The sequence below is a fragment of the Metapseudomonas cellulosilytica genome (genome assembly GCF_049334135.1).
GTDB lineage: Bacteria > Pseudomonadota > Gammaproteobacteria > Pseudomonadales > Pseudomonadaceae > Metapseudomonas.
This window is the reverse complement of the sequence record NZ_JBHZGN010000012.1, coordinates 22046-35096: the sequence shown is the minus strand read 5'-3', so window position 1 is coordinate 35096 and position 13051 is coordinate 22046. Positions and strand designations below refer to the sequence as shown.

The 13051-nt window shown below is 60.8% G+C and carries 14 protein-coding genes; 3 read left to right on the top strand and 11 right to left on the bottom strand.

The features are described 5' to 3' along the window. Positions 1–33 precede the first annotated feature (33 nt). Both ACFW0H_RS16480 and ACFW0H_RS16475 read left to right on the top strand, forming a co-directional pair. Positions 34–912: an SDR family NAD(P)-dependent oxidoreductase gene (locus tag ACFW0H_RS16480; RefSeq protein ID WP_422914946.1), complete on the top strand. Its 879-nt coding sequence runs from the start codon at positions 34–36 to the stop codon at positions 910–912. A 72-nt stretch (positions 913–984) separates the two neighbouring features. Then, a complete protein-coding gene (locus ACFW0H_RS16475) occupies positions 985–1890 on the top strand; it encodes an NAD-dependent epimerase/dehydratase family protein (RefSeq protein WP_422914945.1) in 906 nt (301 codons plus the stop codon). 357 nt (positions 1891–2247) lie between these two features. On the opposite strand, the gene ACFW0H_RS16470 is transcribed toward ACFW0H_RS16475, so the two are convergent. The 3 genes from ACFW0H_RS16470 to ACFW0H_RS16460 form a co-directional block, all read right to left on the bottom strand. Next, positions 2248–2841 (bottom strand): nuclear transport factor 2 family protein, encoded by a 594-nt coding sequence (locus ACFW0H_RS16470; protein WP_422914944.1) that lies wholly within the window; start codon positions 2839–2841, stop codon positions 2248–2250. A 10-nt stretch (positions 2842–2851) separates the two neighbouring features. Continuing rightward, positions 2852–3625, bottom strand: a complete 774-nt coding sequence (locus tag ACFW0H_RS16465; RefSeq protein WP_422914943.1) for an SDR family NAD(P)-dependent oxidoreductase — start codon at positions 3623–3625, stop codon at positions 2852–2854. 170 nt (positions 3626–3795) lie between these two features. Next, positions 3796–4548, bottom strand: a complete 753-nt coding sequence (locus tag ACFW0H_RS16460; RefSeq protein ID WP_422914942.1) for a helix-turn-helix domain-containing protein — start codon at positions 4546–4548, stop codon at positions 3796–3798. Positions 4549–4982: 434 nt separating this feature from the next. On the opposite strand from ACFW0H_RS16460, the gene ACFW0H_RS16455 reads away from it, so the two are divergent. Continuing rightward, positions 4983–5645, top strand: coding sequence for a dihydrofolate reductase family protein (locus tag ACFW0H_RS16455; RefSeq protein ID WP_422914941.1), 663 nt, complete (start codon positions 4983–4985; stop codon positions 5643–5645). Positions 5646–5722: 77 nt separating this feature from the next. Here the strand turns inward: ACFW0H_RS16455 and ACFW0H_RS16450 are convergent, their stop codons facing one another. From ACFW0H_RS16450 to ACFW0H_RS16415, 8 genes are all read right to left on the bottom strand, one after another. Further along, complete coding sequence (locus ACFW0H_RS16450; RefSeq protein ID WP_422914940.1) at positions 5723–6367, bottom strand: hypothetical protein; 645 nt, start codon at positions 6365–6367, stop codon at positions 5723–5725. A 335-nt stretch (positions 6368–6702) separates the two neighbouring features. Then, a complete protein-coding gene (gene rarD / locus ACFW0H_RS16445) occupies positions 6703–7593 on the bottom strand; it encodes an EamA family transporter RarD (RefSeq protein WP_422914939.1) in 891 nt (296 codons plus the stop codon). A gap of 37 nt (positions 7594–7630) precedes the next feature. Continuing rightward, a complete protein-coding gene (locus ACFW0H_RS16440; protein WP_422914938.1) occupies positions 7631–8572 on the bottom strand; it encodes a LysR family transcriptional regulator in 942 nt (313 codons plus the stop codon). Between the two features lie 288 nt (positions 8573–8860). Beyond that, positions 8861–9760: a hypothetical protein gene (locus tag ACFW0H_RS16435; protein WP_422914937.1), complete on the bottom strand. Its 900-nt coding sequence runs from the start codon at positions 9758–9760 to the stop codon at positions 8861–8863. Between the two features lie 282 nt (positions 9761–10042). After that, positions 10043–11056 carry an alpha/beta hydrolase gene (locus tag ACFW0H_RS16430; RefSeq protein ID WP_422914936.1) on the bottom strand — a complete coding sequence of 338 codons (1014 nt, stop codon included), beginning with the start codon at positions 11054–11056 and terminating at the stop codon, positions 10043–10045. Beyond that, entirely contained in the window at positions 11053–11508 is a 456-nt protein-coding gene (locus ACFW0H_RS16425) for an organic hydroperoxide resistance protein (RefSeq protein ID WP_422914935.1), read from the bottom strand. The genes ACFW0H_RS16430 and ACFW0H_RS16425 overlap by 4 nt, the downstream gene beginning before the upstream one ends. A 206-nt stretch (positions 11509–11714) precedes the next feature. Continuing rightward, positions 11715–12116 carry a helix-turn-helix domain-containing protein gene (locus ACFW0H_RS16420; protein ID WP_422914934.1) on the bottom strand — a complete coding sequence of 134 codons (402 nt, stop codon included), beginning with the start codon at positions 12114–12116 and terminating at the stop codon, positions 11715–11717. Between the two features lie 164 nt (positions 12117–12280). Then, on the bottom strand, positions 12281–12967 hold the full coding sequence (locus tag ACFW0H_RS16415; RefSeq protein WP_422914933.1) for a hydrolase: 687 nt from the start codon (positions 12965–12967) through the stop codon (positions 12281–12283). Positions 12968–13051: the final 84 nt, after the last annotated feature.

The window sequence follows — 13051 nt, the reverse complement described above, 5'->3', positions numbered from 1 at the left end:
CCAGCTTTCGCTGACTGCAACAAGGAATCCCGAATGAACGCGAAGAACTCCAGAGTCGCTGTGGTCACTGGCGCCAGTCGTGGCGTCGGCAAGGGCATCGCCATCGCCCTGGGCGCAGCTGGCATGACGGTCTACCTCAGTGGCCGTTCCGCCACCCAGAGCAGCAGCCAATTGCGTGGCCAGACCCTGCCCGGCAGCCTGGCGGAGACCGCTGAAGCGGTGACCCGCGCCGGCGGCCGTGGCATCGCCGTGGCCTGCGACCACCGTGACGACGAACAGGTGCGCGAGCTCTTCGCCCGTGTAGAGCGCGAGCAGGGCCGCCTGGATCTACTGGTGAACAACGCCACTTACATCCACGAGAACCTGATCGATCCGGGCCCCTTCTGGCAGAAGCCCCTGGAGATGGTGGACATCCTCGACATTGGCCTGCGCTCGTCCTATGTCGCCAGCTACCACGCAGCAAAGCTGCTGGTGAAGAACGGCCACGGCCTGATCGCGTTCGTCTCCTCCTTCGGCGCCGGCTGCTACATGCACGGCCCGGCTTACGGCGCGCAGAAGGCGGGCGTAGACAAGTTCGCCGCCGACATGGCCATTGATCTGGAAGACACCGGTGTCGCCGCCGTCTCGCTGTGGCTCGGCCCGCAGCGCACCGAACGCACCGCCATCGCCGGTGCCGAGCGCGCCGACCAGTACGAGGAGTTCCTCGCCATGGCGGAGACCCCGGAGTTCAACGGCCGCGTGATCAACGCGCTGCTGAACGACCCGAACCTTCAGGCGCTGTCCGGCCAGACCCTGATCACTGCTGAAGTGGCCCCGGGCTATGGCATCACTGAAGCCGAAGGCCGTCAGCCACCGTCCTACCGCGAGATGCTCGGCGCCCCCCGCGCGCAGCATCCCGCCCGCGTCATTTGATCGAACTCCCGGCCCGGCCGGGAAGACTCAAGCCCGGGGCCGGAAGCGGCCCCAACAGGAGTGACTAACGCGATGAAGATTCTCGTGATCGGCGGGACCGGCCTGATCGGCGGCCACGCGGCGCTTTACCTGAAGGACCACGGCCACGACGTAACCATCGCCGGCCGCAAGCCGGCCGCCGCCGGCAGCGCCCTGGAGCAGCTGGAGCAATTGCAGGGCGACTATGTCGCCGGCACCTTCAGCCGTGACGACCTGGCCGGCTTCGATGCCCTGGTCTTCGCCGCCGGCAGCGATATCCGCCATGCCCCGCAGGGCGGCGACCTGGATGCCCATTGGCAGCGCGCCAACGTCGAGGCCATTCCGCGCCTCTTCGAGCTGGCGCGCAGCGCAGGCGTCCGCCAGGCGGTACTGGTGGGCAGCTTTTATCCACAGGTGGCACCGGAGCTGATCGACAGCATTCCCTACGTGCGTTCGCGACACCTCTCCGATCAGGCGGTACGTGCACTGTCCGGCCCGGATTTCCGCGTGTGCAGTGTCAACGCCCCCTTCGTGGTGGGCGCCGTGCCCGGCCTCAAGGTCGAGATGTTCGAGGCCTACACCCGTTACGCCGAGGGCAAGTTCGCGCCCCTGCCGTTCTTTGGTCCGGCGGGGGGCAGCAACTTCATCTCCACCCGCTCGCTGTCCCAGGCCATCCTCGGCGCGCTGCTGCATGGCGAGTCGGGCACGGCCTATCTGGTGGGAGATGAGAACCTCAGCTACGCCGAGTATTTCCAGACCTTCCTGCGTGCCGTCGGCAACGACGCCGAGGTGCCGTCGCTGGACCAGGAGCACCCGCTGCTGCCGGACATGGCCCTCTACACCGGGCGAGGCAATACCGTGAGCTACGAGCCGGATGCGGTGGAGACGGCGCTGCTGGGCTATGTGCGCAACGATATCCAGCGTGCCGTGAAGGAAGTGGTCGCGCAGTATCGGGGTTGAGTGGCGGGCCTGCGGCCCGCTTTCGCGAATGAATTCGCCCCCACAGGGTGGTGCCCGGAGGCAGTGCGGCGCCGGCGCGAGTCACCCCTCTACCTCTGGGAGAGGGGCCGGGGGTGAGGGATGCTGTGCCCCGTCGGAACTCCGAAGGGCAGACCTGCGGCCTGCTTGGCGAATGAATTCGCCCCTACAGGAAAGACACCGGGCTTAACCGCTTGCACAGTCCGCCCCCTCTCCCTTCAGGGAGAGGGTTGGGGAGAGGGGCGATGTTCGGGCGTGCGCGAATGCGCTCCTCCCCACCGAAAACCCACGAAAGAAAAGGCCCGCACTTGCGGGCCTTTCCCTTTCACACTCGCCAACTCAGGCAGGCGCGCCAGGCAGGCCCCTCTGCCGGCCGAACATGGCAAGCCGCGTGAAGCAGGCATCTTCAGCATCAGCCCTGCCTTTCTCGATGCCCTCATCCAGCGAAGGGCCGCTGCCTATCGGGGTGCTGCGCTCCTCCATCGAGTCGAGTACGAGCGAGCGCCGCAGGAAGCGCCAGATACCCTCGCGCTTCTCGTAGCGGTCGAGGTAGCGTCCCCGGGCAATGACCTCACGCGAACCCGGGGCAGGCGTGCGGTGGTAGGCCAGCACCGCCAGTTCGCCTTCGGCCTGATGACCATCGATCAGGAAGAGCATGTTCGAGATGACGTGCGAGGTGGCTTCCCAGTTGGCAAGCATGCTGGGCAGCCAAGCGACATACTCGTCGGGCGATCCGCGGAACATCGGGCCGTGGTCGTCAATCGCGTCGTCGTGGTAGAGGCTGCGCAAGAGCCTTAGATCGCCCCGGTCGATCGCGTGGCAATAGGTCCAGGCGAGCTGCTGGAGCGCGAATTTTTCGATCATTTCCGACATATCGACGACGTGCGGCTCCAGCGTCGCAGTCCTGGTCACCGAACTACGCAATGTAGTCATCTCGCATCTCCTAGATGCCGTACCCGCCGGACACGTTCAGTTGCTGCCCAGTGATGTAGGCCGCGTTGTCGGATGCCAGGAACACGGCGGCCCGACCGATTTCCTCGGGCTTGCCCCAGCGCTTGAGTGCAAGCATGTGCATCGTTTCGTCGATCCACCTCTGGTCGAACTGGCCCTGCTCCAGGAGCTGCGGGAACATGCCGGCCTCGATGACCCCGACCAGGATGGAATTCGCTCGGATGTTGAAGCGGCCTTCCTCACGGGCGAGACCTTTTACAAGCGATTCATTGGCGGCCTTCGGCGCGACCGACAAGCCGTCGCGATCCGGCCAGCGCAAATGGCCGGCAGAGCCCAGCGTGACGAACGAACCGCCCCCGGAGGCGCGCAGGTGCGGCAGCGCAGCCTTGGCCGCATTGAAGAAGCCCATGACTTCGACATCGATGGCGCGCTTCCAGTCGTCACGGCTCATTTCGCTGATATGCAGCTGGTTCACGAACGGGCCAGCCGCCCAGACGACGGTGTGCACGCGGCCGTGAGCTTCAATGGCGGCGTCCAGCATTGCCTTGACCTGGGCGGCATCGGTTACGTCGACCTGGTGGGTGCTCGCGTTGACGCCCTCATCCCGGATCTGGTCGGCGACGCGCTGTGCCACGTCGGCCTTGCTCCGGTAGCCGACTGCGACCGGTACTCCGGCGCGTGCGAACTCAAGGGCAACGCCTTGTCCGATGCCGCCGCTACCGCCAAAAACCAATGTGGCGCCTTCTGGGAATCCGCTTTTGCTCATCTTCGCTTCTCCTGTCCTCGGGATATCGACACGTTGTCGTCGAGGAAAAGTATCAGCGCTAGATCCTGAGCTAACAGTTCAACGCTGAGCTTTAGAGAAAGTATCTCGGGCTGATACTTGGCGGTGGCGCGTTACGGTACGTCGCATGAATGGCGGCACCGAGGCCGGTGTCACGTGGTCCAGAAGATTCGGGGATCGGTAAGGCGAGCCATGCACAGCATGCTGTACCAGTCTGTCTGTCCGTCGGGCAGGGAGCGATCGTCGGTCGCGAGTTCTCGCATGCGCTGCGAAAGCGACGCCATCATCTGGCGCAACTGGTCTATCGATCCGCGCGACAACTTGACCGTTTCGAGCTGCCAAAGCGACTGCGGATCGTGGAAATCCATCGCCTCAAAATGCCGGCGCATCGCGTCATGCACAGCCCGTCGCAACGGGCCTCCCGGAATCCACTCCGGATGCCGCACGGTCAGCAGACGGACACGGTTGCCGGGAAACAGGTCGAGCAAACGGAGTTTTTCGAGTCGCCGCAAGTGAAGGAAGATGCCCGGTTCGTCCAGCTCGAACTCCTGCTGTATCTCGCGGGGTGTCCAGTCATAGCGCAACAGCAGGAAGATGAACGCCGTGAAAGGGGCATCGGCCAGTCCCTGCTCCTGCTCGAGGCTCAATGCGTGAATCTTGCTATCGCTTCGCCGCGCCGCCAGCTCGGCAAGATCGATGAGACGGACGCCGGCAATGGCACAAACCGACTCGAGCATCGCGACGCTCAGACCATGCCCGGTCAGCTTGCGCTTGATGGTCGTCTCGCTCACGTTCAACTGCGCGGCGATATCGCAATAGCGGATATTGCGATCCTTCAATAAGCGCTTCAGCTCCGCGAGCAGCAGCGTTTCATCGGTGGCTCCATCGAGGTTCTTCGGATGCATTGTCGGGCGTCCTTCCAGTCGCACATTCGGAACGTTCGCAAAGCCGTGCCGAGTTGCGCTGCTCGGTGGGCATGAAGGGGGCACGCACTATATCTCCAGCCAACGTAGCTGAGTAGGCGATGCGCACCTGCGGGCACGCCCGCCATGGGGCCTACAGCGCTACCTGGGGGCTCGCAAGAAACACATCGATGTGCACGCGACCATCCGCCCACGGTCGTTGAGCGTTGTTTCTGGCCGTTCCCCAAACTGGCATTGGCGCGGATTTACCGCCTTCAATGGCGTCCGCTACATTAACCGTAGTCTCGAGACAGCTCGGAAAGGACTCGCCGTAACAGCAAAAGCTTACGCGCGACACAATCTGTCCCTGCCAAGTAAGCATGTCCGACCGCCGGCGTCCGTTGATTACCTGCCAGGCGTCCAAACGGAGGCAAACGATGACACGGGTTCGCGTTGAGGGCTTCACCATCTCGCTCGACGGATACGGAGCAGGTCCGAAGCAAGACATCGACAATCCGCTCGGCGTTGGCGGGACGGAACTGCACCAGTGGCTAGTCCCAACACGCACGTTCCAGCGGGCCTTGTTCGGCAAGGACGGCGGTACGACCGGGGTTGACGATGATTTCGCCGCCCGTGGCTTTCAGAATGTCGGGGCCTGGATTCTTGGCAGGAACATGTTCGGACCCATTCGTGGGAATTGGCCGGACACAAACTGGAAAGGCTGGTGGGGAAACAATCCGCCGTATCACGTTCCAGTCTTCATCTTGACCCATCATGCTCGTCCCCCCATCGAGATGGAGGGCGGCACGACGTTCCACTTCATAACAGGAGGCATTCGCGAGGCGCTCGACCGCGCGCGCGAGGCCGCTGCCGGAATGGACGTACGGATCGGCGGTGGGCCGGACACCATCCGGCAGTATCTTCGCGAGGGCCTCATTGATGAACTGCACATTGCTATCGCGCCGGTCCTGCTCGGCCGGGGCGAGTCGCTGTTCGAAGGGGTTGACTTGCGGGCTCTGGGATACGATTGCGTTGAATTCGTAGCGTCGCAGAAGGCCACGCATGTTGTCCTCCGGCGCCAAGGGCACGCGGACGGCTAACCGCTCGCTGAAGACCGACATCCCTGACGGGCCGCGGCCTTTGCGCACCGCCTCGAGTACGCATGCCGCGGACGGCGCTAACCGATATGCGTAAGGGATGTGGACCGCAGCAGATCCATCAGGGCCAGGACGATCAGGGTGGCGACGACGAACCTGGAAATGGCGATGAAGGTGGCCGGTAGCAAGGGTAAGTCGAGGAGCCGGCGCAGCAGGGCGATCTGCGAGAACAAGTACCAGATGCAGGCGAGGGCGGTGAGAAGCATCGCCAGCGCTACCTGGATGCCTGCCAGCAGGTTGGCCGCGATCAGCACGATGGCAAGCGGGGAGGCCAGGTAGCACTGGATGTAGAAGGGCTCGCGCAGGGTGGTGCGGCTCACGCGGACTCGTCGCACCCGCAGCATGGCCATGGCTGGCATCAGCGCGTACAGGCCGTAGCTGAAGCTGCGCACCAGCGGCGTCAGCCACTCGCCGGAAACCCATGGCGAAGGCCGATCCGGTATGGCGAAGCCGAGGAGTTGGGCAAGGGCGATGGAAAGGATCAGCATCAGCGGTGGGCTGAGCATGCCGCTGAAGCGCCGGTCAGGCTGCTGCTCGAGCTGTCGTCGGGTATAGAGCGAAACGGCGATGGGGTTGCGTAGCACTCGCCAGAGCGTTCGCGAAAAGGAAATGGGCCAGGTCACGACCTTCCAGAGGAATGCTTCGAGCGATTGCAGGCTGCGCAAGAAGACCACCCTCCGACAGGCATCTGGAGTGGCTGGAAGGTTGCCACGCGGCCCGTTCCAGGGACATCACGGGCAATCCACAGCTGATCTGCGCGATGCGATCGACGCAGATCCAGTTCACCTGAGCATAGCCGAACCCCCTCCGGTATTCGGTTCAGCGCCAGCCGGGAAGGGCGCCCGAGAGCGCTCCTTCTGAACAACCTGGGCCTTGAACGGTTTGGGGTAAGCGCTTCGTTGGCGCATGGAACTCCTGACATCAAGGACGATCACGTCCGCTTGAAAATACGCGGACACCATCGCCCTTGGTGCCGGAGTTCGGAAGGTGATGCGGACAGTCAATCCTGCGCTGCTCTGGTTCTACCCCGAATATGTCGCACGCCTTCTAGAGCCAGCAGTCCCACCGCAAGCCAGATGGGTATATAGGTCAGCCACTCGTGGGGCGCGATTCGTTCACCGATGAGCAATGCGGCGACCACCATCAACACAGGCTCCACATAACCCAGCAAGCCGAACAGGCTGAATGGAAGGAGACGGCTGGCTGTGGTGTATGCCATGAAGGCCGCTGCGCTGATCACCGCCAGGAAAATCACCAGGACGTACAGTCGAGGCGCCTGCTCGAATTGCGCGACCGTCGCCTGTTGCCCCAGCACGAACCAGCAGGCGAAGGGCAGCGTGAACAGCATGTCGAACCAAAGTCCCCCCAAGTTGGCGGTGTTGAGCTTGCGACGCAGCATGAAGTACACCGGGAAGCCGAACGCGACCAGCAATGCCTCCCAGGAGAAGCCACCCACCTGGATCAACTCGTGAGCGACGCCCAGCAGCGCAGAAGCGCCGGCGGCCTTCTGCAACCCGGTGAGCCGCTCCCGATAGAAGACTACCCCCACCATCAGCATGGTGAGCGGAAGCAGGAAGTACCCCAGGGAGACCTGCAGACCACGACCGTTGATGGGGGCCCAGAGGAACAGCCATTGCTGGACGCCGAGCAGAGCACTGCTACCCATCAGGCCAAGCAGCAGGTTGGGACGCTGTCGGATGCGGATGAAAATTTCCATGACCGGCTGCCACTCCCGGCCTAGCAGCAGAAACAGCGACACGCACGGCAGGGTGAGCAGCATGCGCCAGCCGAAGATCTCCTCACCGGTGAGTGGCTTGAGCAGCGTGGCGTAGTAATAGAGCCCGGCGAACGCGCAGGACGATGCGACGGACAGGGCGATACCTTTGAACACAAAGGCCTCCGCAAGCAATCAGGTAATGGGATGGCGGTCAGGGCTGGGGAGGTGACCAGGGCGGGCCGCCGGAAAATCTGCTTTCGATCCAGCTTTTGAATGCGAGCGTCGTTGCGGGAGAGAACCTGGCCGATGGGCGTACCAGGTAGACGCCACCTTCGCTGCCATCGAGCAACCAGTCCGGCAGTACTCGTACCAGCCGGCCGGCCTCCAGGTCGCGGCTCATAAGCCACTCGCCGCCGCCAAGAATGCCCATGCCGGCACGGGCAGCATCGAGCAGGGATTCCCCGTCGTTCGATGTCAGGCTGCCCTGGACCATCACCTTCTGATGGCGGTTTCCCTTGAAAAGACGCCATTCGGGAAAGGACGCGAGGCCACTGAAGCGCAGGCAGTTGTGATCGGCCAGCTCGGCCGGCGTGCCTGGTATGCCGTGCTGAGCGAGATAGTCCGGAGACGCGCAAAGCATGCGGCGGTGCTCGCTCAGCTTGCGGGCGATCAAGCGGTTATCGCTCAGCTCACCGATGCGGATCGCAGCGTCGTAGCCTTCGGCGATGATGTCGACGAAGCGATCACTGTAGTCGGCTACGACCGACACCTGCGGGTTGGCCCTGAGAAAATCGGGCAGCATCGGGGCAATCCACAACCGTCCCATCGCCGCGGGCAATGCGAGGCGTAGCACGCCCCTGGGCTCGGCGGCCCCTTGAGTTGCTTCCTGCTGCGCCTCGGCAATGGTGACCAGCGCGTTGTGCAGTCGGTCCACCAGTTGAGCACCGACCTGGGTGACTCGCAACTGGCGGGTCGTGCGCTCGATAAGCCGTACTCCCAGGCGTGCCTCCATGGCGGCAACCCTCTTCGAGATCACCGAGGGGTCGCGCTGCAACCGGCGCCCGGCGGCAATGAACGAGCCCTCGCTGGCGACGGCAAGTAGTGCCGCGATCTCGTCGCTGTGCTGGCTGTCGATGAGTGGATCTGAAGGCATGAGCGCATACCGATGCGGAGTTCGGGATGCAGTATGGAGCCCCCGTGTGAGGGCAGCAATTCGGGCGACTTGCATTTCATTGCTGCATGAGTTGCATGGATGTTGGCGAGAGCAATGTGCGCTTCTGGCCGATCTCTGCCGGTCGTGACCGGCAGAAGCCGACGCAGTGCGGACATTCAAAAAAGCCGGTGGACAGGATAAGCGTTGTCTACCAACTCCTATCCGGGCCACCCCGCTATTGCTGCAGGAGTTGTGCTCGCTCAGCAGTGGCAAACGCACAGGCCATGCTTATTCCTCCATGATTATTGAATCAGAGAGATATTGATTAATGGCTTTAAGTGCCAAATGAGCTTCGCGCAAATTCTCAGTGCTAAAGCTGATCCTGGCGGAGCCAGCGTTAAAACCGAAATCCCAAAACTCAACTTGGCATGAGACTCCGTGCTGCAGGCGACCTTGAAAGTCAATATTTTCTAATTCTTCCCGCGATAACAAAGCAAGGCTTTCACTATTCAAGCCTGACTTCTTAAGGCTACTTGTATTCAAGCCCCAGCAATTAATACTTCTAGGGGTGCCGTCCTGCCTCCGCCACTCGGTCATCACAAAGTTATCTACGGCATACCGGTTTCTGATACTTGGCGGAGGTGCATTCAACCATAGCTCCAAGCCAGGATAATTTTTGAGCTTCACGGTCAATTCGGCGGGCCATTCGGCTTTGCTAAGGCCGGTTTGAACCGCTCCCTTGAAGCCTGAACATTTTGGTAGCTCAATGTTTTCTTTGCACTCACGCGCCTTGCGTTGATTGCCTAGAACAGCGGCTACATTGTAAATTTGCCAACTTTTCGGAATTTCCGTCCGTTTACGTTTTATGTACTTAGGGCTGTCAGGCAGGATTTCCTCGCCGGTCCACCAGAATAAGAGCTGGAGCATGTCGGAGCCACACTGCCCGTCCTCATATCTAACGCTTGAGCCGGGATAACCAAAGCGACTCATATCCACATAGCCGCCACCGATAATTGGCACCTTCTCCGATTTTACAAGTTCCATGCGACAACGTTCTTGTTGCTGCTGATACGCTACCTGCTCGGGTGATGGCTCGCGCTTTTTACAGGCAATTAAGGTTGATGGCGAACTTACAACTAGAGCTAATGCCAGCCAGTGTCCCAAAGATTGTTTAGTCGTTAAACCCATCAGCAATATCCTTATTTTTCTAGGGCAACTCTGATTTGTTCGTCATTCCTGCGCAAGCTGTACCACTCCAACCCAAGTGGATTCTGCTTTCGTAGTCACACTTGGCCGGCCGCTTCTGGCCGATCTCTGCCCACCGTGACCGGAAGAGATCGACCCATAGGTGCCCTTGGCGGAGGGCTGCTAACGCTACACCGGAAACGAAAAAGCCCGCTGTTTAGCGGGTTTTCGTTTCCGGCGGTGATTACCAGTTCATGGCATACATCTCCGGTCTTGAGTGGGGGGTCACTTCAAATGAACCTTCAGCTCTTCGGAAGCCTGCAGCATTGCAGAGCGTACCGCCGGAACCTGGCTGACCACGTTCAGCAAGCCGTAGTCATGGATCATGCCGTTGTAGCGCACCGCAGTGACCGGCACGCCGGCTTGGTCCAGTTTGCGAGCGTAGGCCTCCCCTTCGTCACGCAGCACATCGGCACTCGCGGTCTGGACGAGAGCTGGCGGCAGGCCTTTCAACTGCTCAGTGGTAGCGCGCAGCGGCGAGGCATAGATCTCGGCACGTTGCTTGGGGTCGGTGGTGTAGTTGTCCCAGAACCACTTCATCATGTTCCTGGTGAGGAAGTGCCCCTCGGCGTACTGGTTGTACGACGCTGTCTCGAAGTTGGCGTCGGTCACTGGCCACAGCAGCGCCTGGTACTTAATGGCCGGGGTACCTTTATCCTTGGCCATCAGGCTGACCACGGCTGCCATGTTGCCGCCGACGCTGTTGCCCGCTACCGCCAGGCGCTTACCGTCTACATTGATTTCCTTGCCGTGCTCGGCCACCCATTTGGTTGCCCCGTAGGCCTGGTTGATCGCCGTCGGGTAGTGCGCTTCAGAGGACGGGGTGTAATTGACGAACACCGCCACCGCACCGGACCCGACGACCAGATCGCGCACCAGGCGCTCATGGGTCGGGAAGTCGCCGAGCACCCAGCCACCGCCGTGGAAGTACATGAACACAGGCAAGGTCCCCTTCACACCCACCGGACGCACGATGGTCAAGCTGATGTCCTGGCCGTCGACGGTGATGGTCTTCTCGCTGACATCCGCCTTGGGCAACGTCAGTTTTACCCCGGCCTGAGCGCCGGTCAGTACCGCGCGGGCGTCCTTCGGCGAAAGCTGCTCGATGGGTTTACCACTGCCTGAGTTCAGTGCATCGAGGAATGCCTGGGTGTTGTGTTCGACGCCAGAGTCAGCGAATGCGTTACCGATCGACAAGGCAAGGAGCGAGCCAACGAGTGTTTTGGTCAAAACGTTCATTTCATATCTCCTGTTTCTGGTGAGGCGGGAAGGTAGACGGTGACGTGCAGACGGACATCGACGTTGCCACGGGTTGCGTTGGAGTACGGGCACACTTGGTGGGCCGCTTCCACCAACGCTTGTGCATCGGCTTGCTCCAGGCCTGGCAGGTTGATGTTCAGGTCGATATCCAGGCCAAAGCCGCCTGGGATCTGGCCAATGCCGACCCGCGCAGTGATCGAGGCGTCGGCTGGAATGCTGCGTTTGCTCTGGCTGGCGACGAACTTCAGTGCACCGATGAAGCAGGCCGAGTAACCAGCGGCGAACAGTTGCTCAGGGTTGGTGGCATCACCACCGGCACCGCCCAATTCCTTCGGAGTGGTCAGTTTCACGTCGAGGTTCTTGTCGCTGGAGATGGCTCGGCCATCACGACCACCGGTTGCGGTTGCGACTGCGGTGTAGAGAACTTTCATGGCTTTCCTCACTTTTGAATGACTTCGGGGGGATTCTGTTATCGCTTTAAATGTTTGCGCGCTTATAATTCGCAATAAGTTGTCGCTCAATAATTTTGTGCGCAAGCTTTTTAAAAAATCATCTGCAGCTGTAACAAATTGATTTTCAAGGGGGTTACACCTCAGTCCGCTTGGGCTCGCCCGCGCGTTGATGATGCCTTACCGTCTCAAGCAACGACCGGAATCGGGCAGATTGCTTGTTGCTGCCAAGCCTGCGGTGTCATGCCTTCAGCCTTCACGAATGTACGGCAGAAGTGAGACTGATCGCAGAAGCCGCATTCCAGCGCGATCTCTGTGAGCAACATCGTGGAAGCCTTCAATAACTCTCTGCTCTTCATGACCCGCTGTTCACGCAGCCATCGCTGCGGGGGCATCCGGGTGCTTTCCTTGAACATGCGTGAGAAGTGACTGCGCGACAATCCGCAAGCTTCGGCTAGTTCAGTCACTGAAATGCCGGTATCCAGCCTGTCCAGCATCAGTTGTTTGGCAGTTCTTATCTGCCAGGATTTGAGTTGCCCTGTCGAAGCCAGTGTGAGAGTCGCCAGCACGGTAGATTTGTCCTTGTTCATACACATCCATTAATCCAGGTAACAGGATGCGAGTGCCTGACTCGAACAGCGCTGGGCATTGGAAATCCCCAGAGGTTCCAGGCCAGGCTCGTTGACTCGGTTCAGTCGACTGCGCACCCTTCGCAAGTCTGTGAACAGCCCCCAGGGCAGGGGCTGGCGATGGCTCAGACAGATGCAGCGACAGGCGCCAAGGTGGGGCCATGCTGAACGCGCTCAGGCGCCTTGTGCACCATGGTGTAGGCGTAGTCGACGCCCATGCCATATGCACCAGAATGTTCCTTTACCAGTTCCATTACGGCGTCGTAGGTGTCGCGGTTCTTCCAGTCCCGTTGCCATTCCAGCAGCACCTGCTGCCAGGTCACCGGTACCACGCCGGCCTGGATCATGCGCTGCATGGCGTAATCGTGGGCTTCTTTGGTGGTGCCGCCGGAGGCGTCTGCAACCATATAAATTTCATAGCCGGCATCGTTCATTGCCGACAGGGCGAAGGTGGCATTGCATACCTCGGTCCACAAGCCGGAGACGATGATCTTGTTGCGACCATTTCTCTCGAGTGCGTCGCGTACCTTCTGATCATCCCAGGAGTTCATGGAGGTGCGCTCCAGCAGCGGGGCGTCCGGGAACACAGCGAGTAGCTCGGGGTAGGTGTGACCTGAAAAGCTTTCTGTCTCGACCGTGGTGAAGGTGGTGGGGACATTGAAAATCTTCGCTGCCTTGGCCAGGCCAACGGTATTGTTCTTCAGCGTTTGCCGGTCAATGCTCTGAACGCCGAAGGCCATCTGTGGCTGCTGATCGATGAAGATCAGTTGGCTATTAAGCGGAGTCAGGACTTCAGTTTTAGGATTGCTCATTTTTGTTTCCTTTCAGCTCGATGATGTTCAATCGCATAAGTCTCGGGGCCCGCACCTTGCAGGCATTACCGTAGCCACAAGTGC